The organism is Pseudomonas sp. S49 (assembly GCF_009866785.1).
GTDB lineage: Bacteria > Pseudomonadota > Gammaproteobacteria > Pseudomonadales > Pseudomonadaceae > Aquipseudomonas.
The window spans coordinates 5,276,442-5,296,459 of record NZ_CP019432.1; the positions used below are offsets into that span (position 1 = coordinate 5,276,442).

The 20,018-nt window shown below is 60.3% G+C and carries 15 protein-coding genes; 11 read left to right on the forward strand and 4 right to left on the reverse strand.

What is annotated here, in order from left to right; genetic code table 11:
* The first annotated feature begins 42 nt into the window (after nucleotides 1-42).
* Nucleotides 43-1,560 (forward strand): MDR family MFS transporter, encoded by a 1,518-nt coding sequence (locus PspS49_RS23205; protein ID WP_127929566.1) that lies wholly within the window; start codon nucleotides 43-45, stop codon nucleotides 1,558-1,560.
* A 170-nt stretch (nucleotides 1,561-1,730) separates the two neighbouring features.
* On the opposite strand, the gene PspS49_RS23210 is transcribed toward PspS49_RS23205, so the two are convergent.
* The 4 genes from PspS49_RS23210 to PspS49_RS23225 all read right to left on the reverse strand — a co-directional run bounded on the left by PspS49_RS23210 (nucleotide 1,731) and on the right by PspS49_RS23225 (nucleotide 5,651).
* Entirely contained in the window at nucleotides 1,731-2,579 is an 849-nt protein-coding gene (locus PspS49_RS23210) for a cache domain-containing protein (protein WP_127929567.1), read from the reverse strand.
* A 113-nt stretch (nucleotides 2,580-2,692) separates the two neighbouring features.
* A complete protein-coding gene (locus tag PspS49_RS23215; RefSeq protein ID WP_127929568.1) occupies nucleotides 2,693-3,547 on the reverse strand; it encodes an ATPase in 855 nt (284 codons plus the stop codon).
* A gap of 116 nt (nucleotides 3,548-3,663) precedes the next feature.
* Nucleotides 3,664-4,656: an NAD(P)-dependent oxidoreductase gene (locus tag PspS49_RS23220; RefSeq protein ID WP_127929569.1), complete on the reverse strand. Its 993-nt coding sequence runs from the start codon at nucleotides 4,654-4,656 to the stop codon at nucleotides 3,664-3,666.
* A gap of 95 nt (nucleotides 4,657-4,751) precedes the next feature.
* Nucleotides 4,752-5,651, reverse strand: coding sequence for a LysR family transcriptional regulator ArgP (locus PspS49_RS23225; RefSeq protein ID WP_127929570.1), 900 nt, complete (start codon nucleotides 5,649-5,651; stop codon nucleotides 4,752-4,754).
* Nucleotides 5,652-5,747: 96 nt separating this feature from the next.
* On the opposite strand from PspS49_RS23225, the gene PspS49_RS23230 reads away from it, so the two are divergent.
* The 10 genes from PspS49_RS23230 (at nucleotide 5,748) to PspS49_RS23275 (ending at nucleotide 19,899) form a co-directional block, all read left to right on the forward strand.
* On the forward strand, nucleotides 5,748-6,149 hold the full coding sequence (locus PspS49_RS23230; RefSeq protein ID WP_150750393.1) for an ACT domain-containing protein: 402 nt from the start codon (nucleotides 5,748-5,750) through the stop codon (nucleotides 6,147-6,149).
* Nucleotides 6,150-6,154: 5 nt separating this feature from the next.
* Nucleotides 6,155-6,757, forward strand: coding sequence for a LysE/ArgO family amino acid transporter (locus PspS49_RS23235; RefSeq protein ID WP_160041629.1), 603 nt, complete (start codon nucleotides 6,155-6,157; stop codon nucleotides 6,755-6,757).
* Nucleotides 6,758-6,933: 176 nt separating this feature from the next.
* Complete coding sequence (locus tag PspS49_RS23240) at nucleotides 6,934-7,530, forward strand: Fe-Mn family superoxide dismutase (protein ID WP_007918933.1); 597 nt, start codon at nucleotides 6,934-6,936, stop codon at nucleotides 7,528-7,530.
* Between the two features lie 435 nt (nucleotides 7,531-7,965).
* On the forward strand, nucleotides 7,966-10,017 hold the full coding sequence (locus tag PspS49_RS23245) for a bifunctional diguanylate cyclase/phosphodiesterase (RefSeq protein WP_127929574.1): 2,052 nt from the start codon (nucleotides 7,966-7,968) through the stop codon (nucleotides 10,015-10,017).
* A 211-nt stretch (nucleotides 10,018-10,228) separates the two neighbouring features.
* Complete coding sequence (locus PspS49_RS23250; protein ID WP_160041631.1) at nucleotides 10,229-11,575, forward strand: imelysin family protein; 1,347 nt, start codon at nucleotides 10,229-10,231, stop codon at nucleotides 11,573-11,575.
* A gap of 319 nt (nucleotides 11,576-11,894) precedes the next feature.
* Nucleotides 11,895-13,322, forward strand: a complete 1,428-nt coding sequence (locus PspS49_RS23255) for a di-heme oxidoredictase family protein (RefSeq protein WP_160041633.1) — start codon at nucleotides 11,895-11,897, stop codon at nucleotides 13,320-13,322.
* A 28-nt stretch (nucleotides 13,323-13,350) separates the two neighbouring features.
* Entirely contained in the window at nucleotides 13,351-14,415 is a 1,065-nt protein-coding gene (locus PspS49_RS23260; protein ID WP_007916589.1) for an imelysin family protein, read from the forward strand.
* A 14-nt stretch (nucleotides 14,416-14,429) separates the two neighbouring features.
* Nucleotides 14,430-15,530, forward strand: coding sequence for a DUF1513 domain-containing protein (locus PspS49_RS23265; RefSeq protein WP_160041635.1), 1,101 nt, complete (start codon nucleotides 14,430-14,432; stop codon nucleotides 15,528-15,530).
* A 180-nt stretch (nucleotides 15,531-15,710) separates the two neighbouring features.
* Complete coding sequence (locus PspS49_RS23270) at nucleotides 15,711-16,859, forward strand: efflux RND transporter periplasmic adaptor subunit (RefSeq protein WP_160041637.1); 1,149 nt, start codon at nucleotides 15,711-15,713, stop codon at nucleotides 16,857-16,859.
* A 13-nt stretch (nucleotides 16,860-16,872) separates the two neighbouring features.
* Nucleotides 16,873-19,899 carry a multidrug efflux RND transporter permease subunit gene (locus PspS49_RS23275; RefSeq protein WP_150750398.1) on the forward strand — a complete coding sequence of 1,009 codons (3,027 nt, stop codon included), beginning with the start codon at nucleotides 16,873-16,875 and terminating at the stop codon, nucleotides 19,897-19,899.
* Nucleotides 19,900-20,018 lie beyond the last annotated feature (119 nt).

The following is a 20,018-nucleotide window of genomic DNA, read 5'->3' on the forward strand; positions in this document are numbered from 1 at the left end:
CGCAATAGCCGCGCGGGTCCATCACTGCCCGCAGGCTCGCCCGTGACCAATCTCAATCACCCCGAAACGCCCAAACCGGCCATTCGCAGCGTGCTGGTCGCGTTGATGATGGCGATCTTTCTCGGCGCGCTGGATCAGACCATCGTTGCTGTATCGATGCCGGCCATTTCCGCTCAGTTCAAGGACGTCAGCCTGCTGGCCTGGGTGATTTCCGGGTACATGGTCGCGATGACCGTGGCGGTGCCGATCTACGGCAAGCTCGGTGACTTGTACGGGCGGCGCAAACTGATGCTGTTCGGCATGGGCCTGTTCACCCTCGCCTCGCTGTTTTGCGGCATGGCGCAGAGCATGGAGCAACTGGTGCTGGCGCGGATCCTTCAGGGCATCGGCGCCGGCGGGATGATTTCGGTGAGTCAGGCGATCATCGGCGACATCGTGCCGCCGCGGGAACGCGGGCGTTATCAGGGTTACTTCAGCAGCATGTACGCCGTGGCCAGTGTCGCCGGCCCGGTGCTCGGCGGTTACATGACCGAATACCTGTCGTGGCGCTGGGTGTTTCTGATCAACCTGCCGCTGGGCCTCGGTGCCTGGTGGGTGGCGCGACGCAATCTGCGCGGGCTGCCGATTCCGCAACGCAAACCGATCATCGACTACCTCGGTACGTTGTTGATGATCATCGGCCTGACCGCCCTGCTGTTGGGCATTACCCAGGTCGGTCAGGGTCATTCGTGGCGCAGCGCTGAAGTGCTCGGCTTGTTCGCTTGTGCGGTGGTGGTGTTGGCGCTGTTTGTCTGGCACGAACGCCGGGCGCGCGAACCGTTGCTGCCGATGCACCTGTTTGCCAATCGCAACGCCCTGCTGTGCTGGTGCACGATTTTCTTCACCAGTTTCCAGGCGATTTCCTTGATTGTGTTGATGCCGCTGCGCTTTCAGACCGTCACCGGAGCCGGAGCTGACAGCGCCGCCCTGCACTTGCTGCCGTTGGCGATGGGACTGCCGATTGGTGCATTTTTCGCTGGCCGGCGCACGTCGATCACCGGGCGTTACAAACCACAGATTCTGAGCGGCGCTCTGCTGATGCCGATCGCGATTTTCGGCATGGCGTTCAGCCCACCGGAGGCGACGCTGGTCAGTGGTCTGTTCATGTTGCTCTGTGGTATTTCCAGCGGCATGCAGTTCCCGACCTCGTTGGTCGGCACCCAGAATTCGGTGGAACAACGCGACATCGGCGTAGCGACCAGCACCACCAACCTGTTTCGCTCTCTCGGCGGCGCAGTGGGTGTGGCGTTGATGTCGGCGCTGTTGCTGGCGTTGCTGCAGGATTCCAGTTTCGCCCATCTGGCGAGCAGTTCACTGATGAGCGAGGGCCATTCCGGCAACGTCCTGCTGGATGGTTTGAACGCCGCGCCAGGCGATGCACAAAATGCCTTGCGCGCGGAGCTGCTGGTGACGTTCCGGCATTTGTTGTGGGTGAGTGCGGCGGTGTCGTTGCTGGGGTTGGCAGCGGCGATTGCGATGCCGAACAACCTGCTGCGCGGGCGCGAGCATGGCGCCAAATAACCGCAACACCACAAAACCCTGTGGGAGCGAGCCTGCTCGCGAAAGCGGTGTGTTGATCGTTCCCACGCTCTGCGTGGGAATGCCTCAACGGACGCTCTGCGTTCGGCTTTGGATGGGACGCAGAGCGTCCCGGGCTGCATTCCCACGCGGAGCGTGGGAACGATCATCCTTCAAGGGCTGTAGTAACCCACGGCGACAAGGAAATGCCCGGCCTTCTTCAGGTAGGCATGCTTGTCCTCGACCTTGCCGGTCACCGGGTTTTTCCAGCGGTATTCATATTCGCCCTCATCCTGCTTGCCGATCAGCGCCAGAATCGGCTCGCCCACCGGTTTGCCTTCCGGGTCCTTGACCTTGCCGAAGTCGGTGTTGATCAAGCGCAGATTAGTGCCGTGGGCGACATAGCGCTGGGTGTTCAGATCGACCACAAACACGTACAAGTCATCCTGCAAATAGCCGCCCTTGAGCGAGTTGATCGCCGTCAACGTGCCCTTCTCGTCTTTGTCCAGATCAGTCGCCGCTTTGTCGAGCAATGCCTTGGCCTGCTCCGCCGAGGCTCGCGGCAAGTAGTAACCCACCGCCAGAATCCGCTGGCCGATGCGTTGATAAAACACATGCTTGCGCTCGACCTTGCCGTCGGACCAGTTCTGCCAACGATATTCGGCCTGCTGGATGCCATTGCCTTCCGGCACTTTCAACGCGTCTTTGAAGGTTTTCTGCAAATCCGGGCCGAGCACCTCACTCACGTCACGGCCGATCAATGCCGAGGAAGGCCCGCCGCTGGCGAGCATCACGCCTTTGGTGTCGACTACAAACACGTAGCGATCCTTGTCGACAAACTCGCCCTGGCGGCTGAACGCGGCGAACGCCTTGTCGCCATTGTCGTGGTAATAGGCCAAGGCTTTTTCCAGCAAGGCAATGGCGGCCTGACTGTCATCCTTGGCGGCAGTGGCGGCGCTGGCCTGGCCGAAACCGGCCAGTAACATCACGCCGAGCCAGGCCACTTTATGCAAAAACCCCATAGCGCATCCCTCGTTCTTGTTGGTGTTTCAAGAGCGTAGACGGCTTGGGGTGATGTACGAGTATTCAGAATGATGCAGGGGATTACAGAATCCCCTGCACTGATCAACAAAGCTTATGGGCGGGAATTGATCTGCTGCTGCAAATTCTGAATCTGCGCCTGAAGGGTGTTGATGTTGCGGGTCATCTGCGCACGGAAGGCGTCGAACTCGGCGGTATTGCCGCCACCCTGAGGAGCCGCCGGGCGATTGTCCTGTTCGCTTTTGAGCACGACGATTTCCTGTTCGAGACGATCGATCGCCGCGCTTGGATTGCCCTGCTTTTTCAGTGCTGCGATATCGGCGCCAAGGCTTTTGAACTGTGCATCGAAGGCTTTCAACTGCGCGTCGACCTTGCTGGTGTCGGCCGGCGTGCTTTTCACCGTCGCCAATTCCGCGCTCAACGCTTTGACCTGCGCTTGCAGTTGGGTATTGGCGTTTTGTTGTTCAGTGGTCTGCGCAGTCATCTGTGCCAGGCGTTTGTCCAGATCGCTGGCTTGCCCCGCTACGCCCTGCTGCTGTTTGCTCTGATCGAGCAGCTTGCCTTCAAGCTGTTTGATTTGCAGCTTCAGAGCCTCGCTGTCACTGGTGACGTTGGACTGGCTGGCGACAACCTTGCCGGAAATGTCCTGCAAGCGACCGGCCGCTTCCTCACTGATTCGCGCGAAGCTTTCCTGGGTCGCGACCAGTTGCTGCTCCATCAGCGAAATCTGCTGAAAGCTCCACCAGGCCAGACCGACAAAGGCGAAGAACAGTGCGCCGACCAAGGCCCACAGCGGCCCGGTGCTGGCGGCCTTGACCTTGACCACCGGCGGCGTGCGCGAGTGTACGGAGGTGCGGGCGGTGGTCGGAATGTCATCGTCGTCGAAGGCGTCGGCACGCAGGCTCGGGACATCATCGAAATCGTCGTGGGCATCATTACGCATGGACATTGAGGCAACCTTTGTGAAACGCGGTGATGGCTAAATGCTGCGAAGTATAACCGCCGCAGCCGCAGGGATTGACCCCCAAGCGGCTACACGGTTCATTGCCGCCCGGCCGAATCGTTTCAACGGATGTCCTGAGCTTTCCACCACGCGCAGAACTCATCCAGCGCCGACCACAGGCTGACTGTCGGATCGTAGTCCAGATAATGCCGGGCGCGGCTGATGTCGAGGGTGAAATTTTTTTTCATTACTTGCATGCCCAGACGCGACAGGGTTGGCTCCGGACGCCCGGGCCAGAGCTTGCACGCCCCCTCATTGAGCGCTGCGACGCTGTAGGCCAGCCCATACGAACGGTACTTGGTGACTTGCGGCACTTCCATTTTGCGCATCACGTAATTGACCACATCCCACAGCGGAACCGGCGCGCCGTTACTGATGTTGTAGGCCTTGCCCAGCGCGGAACCGGCCGCCAGCAAACTGCTGAGCAGCGCTTCGTTGAGGTTCTGCACACTGGTGAAATCGACCTTGTTCAGGCCATTGCCGATGATCGCCAGACGGCCCTTGCGCTGCATGTTGAGCAGACGCGGGAAGATGCTCATGTCGCCGGCGCCGGTGACGAAACGCGGGCGCAGGGCGATGGTTTCGAGGCCGAATTCCTGGGCACCGAAGACCTTTTGCTCGGCCAGGTACTTGGTCGCGGCGTAAGGATGCTTGAAACGCTTGGGCACTTGCTCTTCGGTCAGATTGAAGTGATCGCGACCATCGAAATAGATCGATGGCGACGACAGATGCACCAAACGGCGGACGCGCTGCTTCAGACAGGCTTCGACGACGTTTTCGGTGACCTGCACGTTGCCCTGGTGGAAGTCCTGATAGCGGCCCCACAGTCCGACGGCGCCGGCGCAATGCACCACGGCTTCGACGTCCGAGCACAGTTCGCGGACCAGGTCGGGATCGGTCAGATCGCCGGGCACAAACTCGGCACCACGGCGCACCAGATGTTCGACGCTCTCGGCCCGGCGACCGTTGACCCGCACGTCCAGGCCCTGCTCCAAAGCGAAACGCGCAAAGCGTCCGCCAATGAAGCCGCTTGCGCCGGTGACCAAAATTTTCATGCAAAACTCCAATGAAACCAGCTGCGAGCTTCAAGCTTCGAGCTGCAAGTTTAAAACGGTGCGCAGCGCTGAACTTGCCGCTTGCAGCTTGACGCTCATGGCTGCTTCCAGGGCACCAGCCATTGCGCTGAAGCGCGCACTAATTGCTCGGTCAGCAAACCCAGCAACTGACCGCCATTGCGCCAATGATGCCAGTACAACGGCACGTCGATCGGTTTATCTGGCAACAGTTCGCGCAACACCCCGCGTTGCAGTTGATCGCGCACTTGCAGTTCCGGCACCAGCCCCCAGCCGAGTCCGGCTTCGGTCAGGCGGATAAAACCTTCCGAGGACGGGCACAAATGGTGTTCGAATCCACCATCGACGCCCAGCGAGGCGAGATAGCGATGCTGAAGAAAATCGTCCGGGCCGAACACCAGCGCTGGCGTGCGCGGCAATTGTTCGGCACGAACGCCGTCGGGGAAATGCCGCTCGATAAACGCCGGGCTGGCCAGCGCGCGATAACGCATTGCGCCGAGCAACACGCTGCGCGCACCCGCCACCGGACGCTCACTGGCACAAAGGCATGCGGCCACTTCGCCGGCGCGCATGCGTTTGAGGCCGACGGTCTGGTCTTCGACGACCAGATCGAGCAACAAATGCTGGTCGGCACAGAAATCGCCAACCGCGTCGGCCCACCATGTGGCGAGGCTGTCGGCATTCAAGGCGATGCGCAGGCGCTCCGGCAAACCTTCTTCATCCAAGGCTGGCACCAGGGTCTGCAAGTCGCGCTCAAGCAAACGCACCTGCTGCACGTGGTTGAGCAGGCGCCGGCCTATCTCGGTCGGCGACGGCGGCGTGCCGCGTATCAGCACCGGCTGGCCGACCCGCGCTTCGAGCAGTTTGATCCGCTGCGAGATCGCCGATTGCGACAAGCCCAGTACCTGCGCGGCCCGTTCGAATCCGGCCTGCTCGACCACGGCGGCCAGAGCAGAAAGCAATTTGTAGTCGAACATCAGTTTTCCTAATGAGCGATCAGCACTATTGGTTTTTCTTATACAGGTTTCGACCGGAGAATAGCCAGCAAGCACTCTTTCTCAAGGAACACACTTATGGCTGGCGAAACTTCACTCACGACTTTGTTGCGCAGCATGAGCCCGCAACTCAACGCCGGCGAATACGTGTTCTGCACCCTGCCCGACGGTGTGTTGCCGAGCGGTCTGGAGATTGTCGGCAGCTTCCGCGAGCAGGAAGGTCTGACGGTAATTCTCGAACGTTCCCACGCCGAACAGGCCGGCTTCAGTTTCGACTATGTCGCCGCGTGGATCACCCTCAACGTGCATTCGGCACTGGAAGCGGTGGGCCTCACCGCCGCCTTCGCCACGGCATTGGGCAAGGCCGGGATCAGTTGCAACGTGATTGCCGGCTATTACCACGACCATTTGTTCGTCGGTCAGGCCGACGCCGAACGCGCCATGCAAGTGCTGCGCGATCTCGCAGCCAACGCGGAGTAGATCTTATGTGGCAAAGCTATGTGAACGGCTTGCTGGTGGCGTTCGGGCTGATCATGGCGATCGGCACGCAGAACGCGTTTGTCTTGGCGCAGAGCTTGCGTCGTGAGCACCACTTGCCCGTGGCGGCGTTGTGCGTGGTCTGCGATGCGCTGCTGGTGGCGGCTGGTGTATTCGGGCTGGCGACGATTCTGGCGCAGAACCCGACACTGCTGGCAATTGCCCGTTGGGGTGGCGCGACTTTCTTGATCTGGTACGGCAGTCAGGCGTTGCGCCGGGCCTGTTCGAAACAGAGCATGGATCAGGGTGCGAATCAGACCGTACGTTCGTTGCGGGCGGTGATGCTCAGCGCCTTGGCGGTGACGCTGCTCAATCCGCACGTTTATCTGGATACGGTGTTGTTGATCGGCTCGCTCGGCGCGCAGCAATCGGTGCCGGGGGCTTATGTGGTCGGGGCTGCGAGTGCTTCTCTGTTGTGGTTTTTCACGCTTGCGCTAGGCGCGGCATGGCTGGCGCCATGGTTGGCCCGGCCGAGTACCTGGCGGATCCTTGATCTGGTTGTAGCGCTGATGATGTTTACGGTAGCCGCACAACTGATATTGGCGTCCTGATTTATTCCAAACAGCTCTGGAACCTCTATCCCACACAGTTGTTGCGTGGTTAAGCCGCAACCCCGGTGCTATGATCCGAACCCTGCGCCGCAAAGAGTAAAAACTCGCCGGTGCATTTCTGGCCGCCCGTGATCGGCCTTGCGCTCACCGCAACAGACCTGATTAGGAGAATCATCATGGCTTTCGAATTGCCGCCGCTGCCTTACGCACACGATGCCCTGCAGCCGCACATTTCCAAGGAAACCCTGGAATACCACCACGACAAGCACCACAACACCTACGTCGTGAACCTGAACAACCTGGTGCCAGGCACCGAGTTCGAAGGCAAGACCCTGGAAGAAATCGTCAAGACTTCCTCGGGCGGTATCTTCAACAACGCCGCTCAGGTCTGGAACCACACTTTCTACTGGAACTGCCTGGCGCCAAACGCCGGTGGTCAACCAACCGGCGCGCTGGCTGAAGCCATCAACGCAGCCTTCGGTTCGTTCGACAAGTTCAAGGAAGAGTTCAGCAAAACCTCGATCGGCACCTTCGGTTCCGGCTGGGGCTGGCTGGTGAAAAAGGCTGACGGTTCCCTGGCCCTGGCCAGCACTATCGGCGCCGGCAACCCGCTGACCAGCGGCGACACCCCGCTGCTGACCTGCGACGTCTGGGAACACGCTTACTACATCGACTACCGCAACGTTCGTCCGAAGTATGTCGAAGCGTTCTGGAACCTGGTCAACTGGAAGTTCGTTGCTGAGCAGTTCGAAGGCAAAACCTTCACCGCTTAAGCTGCGCGCCAGTCAAAAAACCCGGCTTTTGCCGGGTTTTTTTATGGGCGTTTGATGATCGTTCCCACGCTCCGCGTGGGCATGCAGCCCGTGACGCTCCGCGTCACTGGACACAGAGCCTCCCTGGAGGCATTCCCACGCGGAGCGTGGGAACGATCAATAGCGTTTTTCTCACAATGAAAGCTGTCTGTCGCTGCTTGCCGCCATGCCACAGGGGGCTAACATCAAAACAGCGGAAAAAATGCTGCGAACCGCTCAAGTTGAAGGTCGAAACTACCGACATAGTACAAATAGGGCTAATACTCCAGACAGCAGCATTTCGGCCAAGGCCACGGGCAAATCGTCCCGGGCCTGATTGTCCCTTTGACTGCCAACACGGGATTGCCAATACTCGTGGCAACTTGACGCTACCCGCACGGAACAAGGAATAACCCTTTGAAGCTGGAACTCAAGAACAGCTTGTCGGTGAAGTTGCTCCGGGTCGTGCTCCTGTCGGCATTGATCGTCGGCGTAGTCTTGAGCTGCGCGCAGATTGTGTTCGATGCCTATAAAACCCGTCAGGCGGTTGCCGGCGACGCCGAACGCATCCTCGACATGTTCCGTGATCCTTCGACCCAGGCCGTTTACAGCCTCGATCGGGAAATGGGCATGCAGGTAATCGAAGGCCTGTTCCAGGATGATGCCGTGCGTCAGGCCTCCATCGGCCATCCCAACGAAGCCATGCTCGCGCAGAAATCCCGCGACCTGCAGCATTCCAGCAGCCGCTGGCTGACCGATCTGATTCTCGGCCAGGAACGCACCTTCACCACCCAATTGGTGGGGCGCGGCCCGTACAGCGAGTATTACGGTGACCTGAGCATCACCCTCGACACCGCCACCTATGGCGAGGGCTTTATCGTCAGTTCGGTGATCATCTTCATTTCCGGTGTGTTGCGTGCTCTGGCCATGGGCCTGGTGCTGTATCTGGTTTATCACTGGCTGCTGACCAAACCGTTGTCGCGGATCATCGAACACCTCACCGAGATCAACCCGGATCGCCCCAGCGAGCACAAGATTCCGCAGCTCAAGGGCCACGAGAAAAACGAACTGGGCATCTGGATCAACACCGCCAACCAGTTGCTTGAGTCGATCGAACGCAACACCCATCTGCGCCACGAAGCCGAAAACAGCTTGTTGCGAATGGCCCAATACGACTTCCTCACCGGCCTGCCGAATCGCCAGCAATTGCAGCAGCAACTGGACAAGATTCTGGTCGACGCGGGCAAGCTGCAACGCCGGGTCGCGGTGTTGTGCGTTGGGCTGGACGATTTCAAAGGCATCAACGAGCAGTTCAGCTACCAGACCGGCGACCAATTACTGTTGGCCCTGGCTGATCGTCTGCGTGCCCATAGCGGCCGCCTCGGCGCCCTCGCCCGCTTGGGCGGCGACCAGTTCGCGCTGGTGCAGGCAGACATCGAACAGCCTTATGAAGCGGCAGAGCTGGCGCAAAGCATTCTCGATGATCTGGAAGCGGCGTTCGCCCTCGATCACCAGGAAATCCGCCTGCGCGCGACTATCGGCATCACCCTGTTCCCGGAGGATGGCGACAGTACCGAGAAGCTGTTGCAGAAAGCCGAGCAGACCATGACCCTGGCCAAGACCCGCTCGCGCAACCGCTATCAGTTCTATATCGCCAGCGTCGACAGCGAGATGCGTCGTCGTCGCGAACTGGAAAAAGACCTGCGCGATGCACTGTTGCGCGACCAGTTCTACCTCGTCTATCAGCCGCAGATCAGCTATCGCGATCACCGCGTGGTCGGGGTCGAGGCGCTGATTCGCTGGCAACACCCGGAACACGGTCTGGTGCCTCCAGACCTGTTCATTCCGCTGGCCGAGCAGAACGGCACAATCATCGCCATCGGCGAATGGGTGCTCGATCAGGCCTGCAAACAACTGCGCGAATGGCACGATATGGGTTTCGCCGACCTGCGCATGGCGGTCAACCTGTCCACCGTGCAACTGCACCACGCCGAGTTGCCGCGCGTGGTCAACAACCTGTTGCAGATGTATCGCCTGCCACCGCGCAGCCTGGAACTGGAAGTCACCGAAACCGGCCTGATGGAAGACATCAGCACTGCCGCGCAACACTTGTTGAGCCTGCGCCGTTCCGGCGCGTTGATTGCCATCGACGACTTCGGAACCGGCTATTCATCGCTGAGTTATCTGAAAAGCCTGCCGCTGGACAAGATCAAGATCGACAAGAGCTTCGTGCAGGATCTGCTCGATGACGACGACGATGCGACCATCGTTCGCGCGATCATTCAGTTGGGCAAGAGTCTCGGCATGCAGGTGATTGCCGAGGGCGTGGAAACGGCTGAGCAGGAGACGTACATCATCTCCGAAGGCTGCCACGAAGGTCAGGGTTATCACTACAGCAAACCGCTGCCGGCGCGCGAGCTGGGCGCCTATCTCAAACAGGCACAACGCAGTAACGCGGCCATTCTCTAGAAGATCAAAAGATCGCAGCCTGCGGCAGCTCCTATATTTGGAATGCGTTCCCCCTGTAGGAGCTGCCGAAGGCTGCGATCTTTTGATCTGCGTAAATAAGAAATATTTCCAGCCACAACCCTTTACACATAATGCGAAAGATTTGCATTATGTCGCAGTTTTGCGCACCCCCAGCGCGAGTCCACTCAACTATCGAAGCAGGATGTTCGCCATGATTCGTATGCCTCTGGCTACCGCCAGTCTGCTGGCCATCGCTATTTCCCTCGCCGGTTGCGGCGAAGGTAAAGACAAGGCTGCCGCACCGGCCGCACCGACTCCAGCCGCAAGCACCACCGCACCTGCGGCTGCGCCGGCCGCCGCCGGTAAAGTCGACGAAGCCGCCGCCAAGGCTGTGGTCGCGCACTACGCCGACATGGTCTTCGCCGTTTACAGCGATGCCGAATCCACCGCGAAAACCCTGCAAACCGCCGTCGACGCGTTCCTCGCCAAGCCGAACGCCGACACCCTCAAAGCCGCCAAGGCTGCCTGGGTCGCCGCGCGCGTTCCGTACCTGCAGAGTGAAGTGTTCCGCTTCGGCAACACCATCATCGACGATTGGGAAGGTCAGGTTAACGCCTGGCCGCTGGACGAGGGTCTGATCGACTACGTCGACAAATCCTACGAGCACGCACTGGGTAACCCGGGCGCCACCGCCAACATCATCGCCAACACCGAAGTTCAGGTCGGCGAAGACAAGGTCGACGTCAAAGACATCACCGCGGAAAAACTCGCCAGCCTCAACGAGCTGGGCGGCTCCGAAGCCAACGTTGCCACCGGCTACCACGCCATCGAATTCCTGCTCTGGGGCCAGGATCTCAACGGTACCGGCCCTGGCGCTGGCAACCGTCCGGCTTCGGACTACCTGGAAGGCGCCGGCGCTACTGGCGGTCACAACGATCGTCGTCGTGCCTACCTGAAGTCGGTGACTCAACTGCTGGTCAGCGATCTGGAAGAAATGGTCGCCAACTGGAAGCCAAACGTGGCTGACAACTACCGCGCCACCCTGGAAGCCGAGCCGGGCGAAACCGGTCTGCGCAAAATGCTCTTCGGCATGGGCAGCCTGTCCCTGGGTGAACTGGCGGGCGAGCGCATGAAGGTTTCTCTGGAAGCCAACTCCCCAGAAGACGAGCAGGACTGCTTCAGCGACAACACGCACAACTCGCACTTCTACGATGCCAAAGGCATTCGTAACGTTTACCTGGGCGAGTACACCCGCGTTGACGGCACCAAGATGACCGGCGCCAGCCTGTCGTCGTTGGTAGCCAAGGCCGACCCGGCTGCCGACACCGCGCTGAAAGCCGATCTGGCGGCCACCGAAGCGAAAATCCAGGTCATGGTCGATCACGCCAACAAGGGTGAGCACTACGACCAGCTGATCGCCGCCGGCAACACCGCTGGCAACCAGATCGTTCGCGACGCGATCGCGTCCTTGGTCAAGCAGACCGGTTCGATCGAAGCCGCGGCCGGCAAACTGGGCATCAGCGACCTGAACCCGGACAACGCTGATCACGAGTTCTGATCAACTGCGTCTGCGTCAAAAAAAGGCGACCTTCGGGTCGCCTTTTTCATACCTGCCCTACACAAAACCCTGCTCCATGGTGTGTTCGATATCAGGTACACCACCCATCCCTGTGGGAGCGAGCCTGCTCGCGAAGGCTGTATCGGCCGCCACATTTTCAGCGCGTCGGATACCGCTTTCGCGAGCAGGCTCGCTCCCACAGGGTTTCCATGGTGTTCAAGGCTTGCGCGATATCAAGCAAACGATAATTCCTCTTATTCAATCACCCCGGCCCTGTTAGACTTTGCGCCTTTATTTTTGCCCGTCCGCAGGATGTCTGATGCCTTCGCTGCCTCTTCGCTTGTCCGCACTGTTGCTGGCCCTGGGCCTGAGTGCCTGCGATGACGCCCCGCGTTTCACCAAGGCCGAGCCTGGTGAAGCACGTTCCGGTGGTGCAGCGACCGTGCGCAAGACCGATCAGAATGCGTTCTCTCTGCCCTCGGCCAACCTGCCGCCATCGCGACGGGTGGATTTCAGCGTCGGCAACAGCTTCTTCCGCAGCCCCTGGGTGATTGCGCCGTCGACCACCACCGCCCGCGATGGTCTTGGGCCACTGTTCAATACCAATGCCTGTCAGGGCTGCCATATCAAGGACGGTCGCGGTCATCCGCCGCCACCGGATGCACCTAACGCTGTGTCTATGCTTGTGCGCCTGTCGATTCCCGACACGCCGGAATTCGCCAAAGTCATCGAGCAAGTCGGCGTGGTACCGGAGCCGGTGTACGGCGGCCAGTTCCAGGACATGGCCGTGCCCGGCGTCGTCCCGGAAGGCAAGGTTCGCGTCGATTACACGCCAGTGCCGATTCGCTTCAAGGACGGCACCGAAGTCGAATTGCGCAAACCTGTCTTGCAGATCACTCAACTGGGCTACGGCCCGATGCACCCGGACACGCGTTTTTCCGCCCGCGTCGCGCCGCCGATGATTGGCCTGGGCCTGCTCGAAGCGATCCCCGAAGAAGTCATCCTCGCCAACGCCGCCGCTCAGGCAAAAGAGAAAAACGGTATCAATGGCCGTCCCAATCAGGTCTGGGATGACGCGTTGCAAAAAACCGTCATGGGCAGATTTGGCTGGAAAGCCGGGCAACCGAACCTCAATCAACAAAATGTTCACGCGTTTTCCGGTGATATGGGTCTTACGACCAGTCTGCGACCCTTCGATGACTGCAGCGATGCACAGACCGCCTGCAAACAGGCGCCGAACGGCAATGGCCCGAACGGCGAACCGGAAGTCAGCGACAACATCCTGCGTCTGGTGTTGTTCTATAGCCGCAACCTTGCCGTGCCTGCACGCCGTGGCGTTAACGATGCAGACGTCATCGCCGGCAAGAATCTGTTTTTCCAGGCTGGCTGCGATTCGTGCCACACGCCGAAATACACCACCGCCGCCAACGCGGCCGAACCTGAACTGGCCAATCAAGTGATTCGCCCGTACAGCGATCTGCTGCTGCACGACATGGGCGACGGTCTGGCCGACCACCGCACGGAATTCCAGGCCTCCGGCCGCGACTGGCGCACCCCGCCGTTGTGGGGGATTGGCCTGACGCAAGCGGTCAGCGGGCACACACAGTTTTTGCATGACGGTCGCGCGCGCAATCTGCTCGAGGCCGTGCTCTGGCACGGCGGCGAAGCGCAAGCCGCGCAGCAACAGGTTTTGTCATTCAATGCCGAGCAGCGTGCCGCGCTGCTGGCGTTTTTGAACTCACTTTAAACACTGATAAAAGAATCGGGAGCCCGACATGTTCCGTCCCAAGCTACTGTTCACCAGCCTTGCCGCCCTTGCCCTCGGCGCCTGCTCGCCGCAGGATCCGCAAGCGGTCACCTCGGCGGCCATCGCCAAATCGGTGATCCTGCCGACCTACACTCGTTGGGTCGAAGCCGACAAGCAACTGGCGGTCAGCGCCCTCGCCTACTGCCAGGGCAAAGAAACCCTGGAAACCGCCCGTGCCGACTTCCTCCACGCACAGAAAGCCTGGGCTGAGCTGCAACCGCTGCTGATCGGCCCGTTGGCCGAGGGCAACCGTTCGTGGCAGGTGCAGTTCTGGCCGGACAAGAAGAACCTCGTTGGCCGTCAGGTCGAGCAACTGGTGGTCGCCCAGCCGCAGATCGATGCCGCCGCTTTGGCCAAATCCAGTGTGGTCGTGCAAGGCCTGTCGGCCTATGAATACATCCTGTTCGACGCCAAGCCTGACGTGGCCAATGCCGAACAGAAAGCCAAGTACTGCCCACTGCTGATCGCCATCGGCGAGCGTCAGAAGCAACTGGCCGAAGAGATTCTGCAGAACTGGAACAACACCGACGGCATGCTCGCGCAGATGACCAAGTTCCCGAACCAGCGTTACGCCGACTCCCACGAAGCGATCGCCGATCTGCTGCGCGTACAAGTCACCGCGCTGGACACCCTGAAGAAAAAACTCGGCACGCCAATGGGCCGCCAGAGCAAGGGCGTGCCACAGCCGTTCCAGGCCGATGCATGGCGCAGCCAGTCTTCGCTGACCGCACTTGAAGCCAGCCTCGCGGCGGCGAAAACCGTGTGGGAAGGCGTCGACAACAAAGGCCTGCGCGGTCTGTTGCCCGCTGAGCAAAAGCCACTGGCCGACAAGATCGATGCCGCTTATGCCGCGTCGCTGAAACTGTTCGACAGCACCCAGCGTTCGCTCGGCGAAATGCTTGAAGACGACGCCGGTCGTCAGCAACTGAACGATATCTACGACAGCCTCAACGTCGTCCATCGCCTGCACGAAGGCGAACTGGCCAAGGCGCTGGGCATTCAACTGGGCTTCAACGCCAACGACGGTGACTGATGAGGGCAAGTGCCATGCTGCGACGTCAGGTTCTGACTTTAGCTAGTACGCTGCTGGGAGCAGTGACGCTGGGCGGCTGGACGCTGTTCAAACGCAAGGATCAGAGCCCGCTGTTGCTGTCGGCGCGCGACGACACTGACGGCAAGCATTATGCCGTCGGCTATCGGCTGGATGGCACGCGGGTGTTCGCCACCGAAGTCGGCCAGCGTTGCCACGACATCATCAACCACCCGACGCAGCCAATCGCGCTGTTCGTCGCCCGTCGTCCGGGCACCGAGAGTTACCTGATCGACCTGCGCGACGGCACGTTGCTGCAGACCGTGACGTCGCAGCCGAACCGGCATTTCTACGGGCACGCCGTGGTGCACAAGGACGGCGAATACCTGTACGCCACCGAGAACGACACCACCGATCCCGGTCGCGGCTTGCTCGGCGTGTACAAGTTCGAAGGCGCGCGACTGGTGCACAGCGGCGAGATTTCCACCCACGGCCTCGGCCCGCATCAGGTGTCATGGATGCCCGATGGCGAGACGCTGGTGGTGGCCAATGGCGGGATTCGTACCGAGGCGGAAAGCCGCGTCGATATGAACCTCAACGCCATGGAGCCGAGCCTGGTCTTGATGCAGCGTGACGGTACGCTGCTGAGCAAGGAAACCCTCGCCCAGCAGATGAACAGCGTGCGCCATCTGGGCATCGCCAGCGACGGCACCATCGTTGCCGGTCAGCAGTTCATGGGCGCCTCGCATGAGCGCTCGGAGCTGTTGGCGATCAAGCGTCCGGGGCAGCCGTTCGTGGCGTTTCCGGTACCGGAGCATCAGTTGCAGTCGATGGGTCACTACACCGCCAGCGTCGCGGTGCACAGTGAATTGCGTCTGGTCGCGCTGACGGCACCACGCGGCAATCGCTTCTTCATCTGGGATCTGGACAGCGGCGAAGTGCGCCTCGATGCACCATTGCCTGATTGCGCTGGCGTCGGTGCGGTGAAGGACGGTTTTGTCGTGACCTCCGGCCAAGGCCGTTGCCGTTACTACGATTGCCGCCAGGATGAGCTGTTGGCCAAGCCGCTGGAATTGCCGGCGGGGCTCTGGGACAACCATCTTCACTTGATGGCGTAAAACAGCCTTAAAAGATCGCAGCCTGCGGCAGCTCCTACATTGGAATGCACTCCCCTGTAGGAGCTGCCGCAGGCTGCGATCTTTTTGCGCCCCCCTGTAAGAACTGCCAGTTGGAATCCCCCCTCTACTCGGAGTAATGTTCCCGCCTGTCTCACCTGATTTCTCCAAGGAACTGGAAATATGCTGCGTCGCCGCATGCTGATCATGTTGGGTGTTGTTTTGTTGATCGTCCTGGTGCTGGGCGGGTACAAAGCCTTTTCGATCTACACGATGATCCAGGGCTTTTCCAAGCCGAAACCGCCGATCAGCGTCGCCGTGGCCAACGCGACCGAACAACCGTGGCAGCTGCGCTTGCCCACCGTCGGCACGCTCAAGGCGCTACAAGGTGTCGAGTTGAGCCTGGAAGTCGCCGGCACCGTCATCGAGCTCAAATTCGAATCCGGACAGAAGGTCAAGGCCGGGCAACCTTTGCTGCAACTCGACAGCGCCGTCGAGACCGCCCTGCTGGAAACCGCCAAGGCTGATCTCGGTCTGGCGCAACTGGACTTCGGCCGTGGCAGCCAACTGGTCGACAGCCGCGCCATTTCCAAAGGCGAATACGACCGCCTCTCCGCCGTTCTGCAAAAGAACAAAGCCACGGTCAATCAGCTCAACGCTTCGCTGGCGAAAAAACGCATTCTCGCGCCGTTCAGCGGCACCATCGGCATCCGTCAGGTCGACGTCGGCGACTATCTGGCCAGCGGCAGCAAAATCGCCACGCTGCAGGATTTGAGCAGCCTCTACGCCGACTTCTACCTGCCTGAGCAATCAGTGCCGAAGCTGGCCATCGGTCAGCCGGTGCAGATCACCGTCGCCGCGTATCCCAAGCAAACCTTCGCTGGCAAGATCAGCGCGATCAACCCGATCGTCGAAAGCACCACGCGCAACATTCTGATTCGAGCCACCCTGGCCAACCCCGACGGCAAACTGCTGCCGGGCATGTTCGCCAGCCTTGAAGTGCTGCTGCCCGATCCGCAAAAACACATCGTCGTACCGGAAAGCGCAATCACCTACACCCTCTACGGCAACTCGATCTACGTGGTCGGGCAGAAGAAAGCCGAAGATGGCAGCGTCGAAAAGGATGACAAGGGCCAACCCGTACTGATCGCCGAACGTCGCTTCATCGAAACCGGTGAACGCCGCGATGGCCTGGTGATGATCAACAAGGGCGTGCAGAGCGGCGAACAAGTGGTGACGGCCGGCCAGATCAAACTGGACAACGGCGCCCACATCGCCATCAGCGACGACAAGACCCTCGGCGAGCAGAACAGTCCGCCTCGCGCCGACTGATCAAGGAATCCCCATGGCTTTTACTGATCCGTTCATCCGCCGCCCGGTGCTTGCCACTGTGGTCAGCCTGTTGATTGTGTTGCTCGGCTTTCAGGCCTGGAGCAAGTTGCCGCTGCGCCAATACCCGCAAATGGAAAACGCCCTGATCACGGTGACCACCGCTTACCCCGGGGCCAACGCCGAAACCATTCAGGGTTACATCACCCAGCCGATGCAGCAGAGTCTGGCCAGCGCCGAGGGCATCGACTACATGACCTCGGTCAGCCGGCAGAACTTCTCGGTGATCTCGATCTATGCGCGCATCGGCTCGAACACCGACCGTTTGTTCACCGAGCTGCTGGCCAAGGCCAACGAGGTGAAGAACAAGCTGCCGCAGGACGCCGAAGACCCGGTGCTGAGCAAGGAATCGGCCGATGCCTCGGCACTGATGTACATCAGCTTCTTCAGCAAGGATTTGAGCAACCCGCAGATCACCGATTACCTGTCACGGGTGATCCAGCCAAAACTGGCAACGCTGCCGGGCATGGCCGAAGCGGAGATTCTCGGCAATCAGGTGTTCGCCATGCGCCTGTGGCTCGACCCGGTGAAACTTGCCGGTTTCGGCCTCAGTGCCGCCGACGTGACCAATGCGGTGCGCCAGTACAACTTCCTCTCCGCTGCCGGCGAAGTGAAAGGCGAGTACGTGGTCACCAGCATCAACGCCAACACCGAACTGAAATCCGCTGAAGCCTTCGCGGCGATTCCGCTCAAGGTCAGTGGTGACAGCCGCGTGCTGCTCAGCGATGTCGCGCGGGTGGAAATGGGCGCGGAAAACTACGACTCGATCAGCTCGTTTGGCGGCACGCCGTCGGTGTACATCGGCATCAAGGCCACCCCCGGCGCCAACCCGCTGGACGTGATCAAGGAAGTGCGCAAGCTGATGCCCGAGCTGGAAGCGCAACTGCCGCCGAACCTGAAAAGCGAGATCGCCTACGATGCCACACTGTTTATTCAGGCCTCGATCGATGAAGTGGTGAAAACCCTGTTCGAAGCGGTGCTGATCGTCATCGTTGTGGTGTTCCTGTTCCTCGGCGCGCTGCGTTCGGTGGTGATCCCGGTGGTGACCATCCCGCTGTCGATGATCGGCGTGATGTTCTTCATGCAGATGATGGGCTACTCGATGAACCTGCTGACGCTGCTGGCGATGGTGCTGGCCATCGGTCTGGTGGTCGACGACGCGATTGTCGTAGTGGAAAACATTCATCGACACATCGAGGAAGGCAAGACGCCGTTTGATGCGGCGCTGGAAGGCGCACGGGAAATCGCCATGCCGGTGGTGTCGATGACCATCACCCTGGCGGCGGTGTACGCGCCGATCGGTTTCCTCACCGGGCTGACCGGGGCGCTGTTCAAGGAGTTTGCCCTGACCCTCGCCGGTGCGGTGGTGATTTCCGGAATCGTCGCCCTGACCCTGTCGCCGATGATGTGCGCGTTTCTGCTGCGCCACGAGGAAAACCCCAGCGGCCTGGCGCACCGCCTCGACCGCATCTTCGAAGGTCTCAAGCGCCGCTATCAGAGCATGCTCCATGGCACGCTGAACACGCGGCCAGTGGTGCTGGTGTTCGCCGTGATCGTGTTGTGCCTGATCCCGGTGTTCCTCAAGTTCACCAAATCGGAACTGGCCCCGGACGAAGACCAAGGCATCATTTTCATGATGGCCAACGCGCCGCAGCCGACCAACCTCGATTACCTGAGCACCTACACCGACGAATTCATCAAGATCTTCAAGGAGTTCCCGGAGTACTACTCCTCGTTCCAGATCAACGGCTACAGCGGTGTGCAGGCGGGCATCGGTGGTTTCCTGCTCAAACCATGGAACGAGCGCAGCCGCACACAAATGCAGATCCTCCCCGAGGTGCAAGGCAAACTCGAAGGCATTCCGGGCCTGCAGATTTTCGGCTTCAACCTGCCCTCCTTGCCCGGCACCGGTGAAGGCTTGCCGTTCGAGTTCGTGGTCAACACCGCCAACGACTACGAGGTGTTGTTGCAAGTCGCCGACCGGATCAAGAAGCGCGCCATGGAGTCGGGCAAGTTCGCCTTCGTCGATCTCGATCTGGCATTCGACAAACCTGAAGTAGTCGTCGATATCGACCGCGCCAAAGCGGCGCAGATGGGCGTGTCGATGCTCGATCTGGGCAGCACGCTGGCGACGCTGCTCGGCGAGGCGGAAATCAACCGCTTCACCATCGAAGGCCGCAGCTACAAGGTCATCGCTCAAGTCGAACGGCCGTACCGCGACAACCCGGACTGGCTGAACAACTACTACGTGAAAAACACTCAGGGCGAATTGTTGCCGTTGTCGACGCTGATCAAGGTCAGTGACCGCGCACGACCGCGCCAGCTCAACCAGTTCCAGCAACTCAACGCGGCGAAGATTTCCGGGTTCCCGTTGGTGAGCATGGGCGAAGCCATCGACACCGTGTTGCAGATCGCCCGGGAAGAAGCGCCGGCCGGGTTTGCCTTCGACTATGGCGGCGCCTCGCGACAGTTCGTTCAGGAGGGCAGCGCGTTGTGGGTGACGTTTGCCCTGGCCTTGGCGATCATTTTTCTGGTGCTGGCGGCGCAGTTCGAGAGCTTCCGCGATCCGCTGGTGATTCTGGTGACGGTGCCGTTGTCGATCTGCGGGGCTTTGATTCCGCTGTTCCTCGGCTGGTCAAGCATGAACATCTACACCCAGGTCGGGCTGGTGACGCTGATCGGTCTGATCAGTAAACACGGGATTCTGATCGTCGAGTTCGCTAACCAGTTGCGCAAGGACAAAGGCCTGACGGCGCGTGAAGCCGTGGAGGAAGCGGCGGCGATTCGTTTGCGGCCAGTGCTGATGACCACAGCGGCGATGGTGTTTGGCATGGTGCCGTTGATTCTCGCCACGGGTGCGGGGGCCGTCAGCCGTTTTGATATCGGCATGGTGATTGCCACGGGAATGTCGATCGGCACGTTGTTTACGCTGTTTGTCCTGCCATGCGTTTACACCCTGCTGGCGAAACCCGACCTCAAATAATTGCCGTACCCTGTGGGAGCGAGCCTGCTCGCGAAGGCGGTCTGTCAGTTAATACTTGTGGTGCCTGACATACCGCTTTCGCGAGCAGGCTCGCTCCCACAAGGGGCCAGACCCGAATT

Bases quoted from the DNA above. Each gene is read 5' to 3' on its own strand.
- PspS49_RS23210 (WP_127929567.1), bottom strand. From the start codon at position 2,579: ATGGGGTTTTTGCATAAAGTGGCCTGGCTCGGCGTGATGTTACTGGCC.
- PspS49_RS23215 (WP_127929568.1), bottom strand. From the start codon at position 3,547: ATGTCCATGCGTAATGATGCCCACGACGATTTCGATGATGTCCCGAGC.
- PspS49_RS23220 (WP_127929569.1), bottom strand. From the start codon at position 4,656: ATGAAAATTTTGGTCACCGGCGCAAGCGGCTTCATTGGCGGACGCTTT.
- PspS49_RS23225 (WP_127929570.1), bottom strand. From the start codon at position 5,651: ATGTTCGACTACAAATTGCTTTCTGCTCTGGCCGCCGTGGTCGAGCAG.
- PspS49_RS23230 (WP_150750393.1), top strand. From the start codon at position 5,748: ATGGCTGGCGAAACTTCACTCACGACTTTGTTGCGCAGCATGAGCCCG.
- PspS49_RS23235 (WP_160041629.1), top strand. From the start codon at position 6,155: ATGTGGCAAAGCTATGTGAACGGCTTGCTGGTGGCGTTCGGGCTGATC.
- PspS49_RS23240 (WP_007918933.1), top strand. From the start codon at position 6,934: ATGGCTTTCGAATTGCCGCCGCTGCCTTACGCACACGATGCCCTGCAG.
- PspS49_RS23250 (WP_160041631.1), top strand. From the start codon at position 10,229: ATGATTCGTATGCCTCTGGCTACCGCCAGTCTGCTGGCCATCGCTATT.
- PspS49_RS23255 (WP_160041633.1), top strand. From the start codon at position 11,895: ATGCCTTCGCTGCCTCTTCGCTTGTCCGCACTGTTGCTGGCCCTGGGC.
- PspS49_RS23260 (WP_007916589.1), top strand. From the start codon at position 13,351: ATGTTCCGTCCCAAGCTACTGTTCACCAGCCTTGCCGCCCTTGCCCTC.
- PspS49_RS23265 (WP_160041635.1), top strand. From the start codon at position 14,430: ATGCTGCGACGTCAGGTTCTGACTTTAGCTAGTACGCTGCTGGGAGCA.
- PspS49_RS23270 (WP_160041637.1), top strand. From the start codon at position 15,711: ATGCTGCGTCGCCGCATGCTGATCATGTTGGGTGTTGTTTTGTTGATC.
- PspS49_RS23275 (WP_150750398.1), top strand. From the start codon at position 16,873: ATGGCTTTTACTGATCCGTTCATCCGCCGCCCGGTGCTTGCCACTGTG.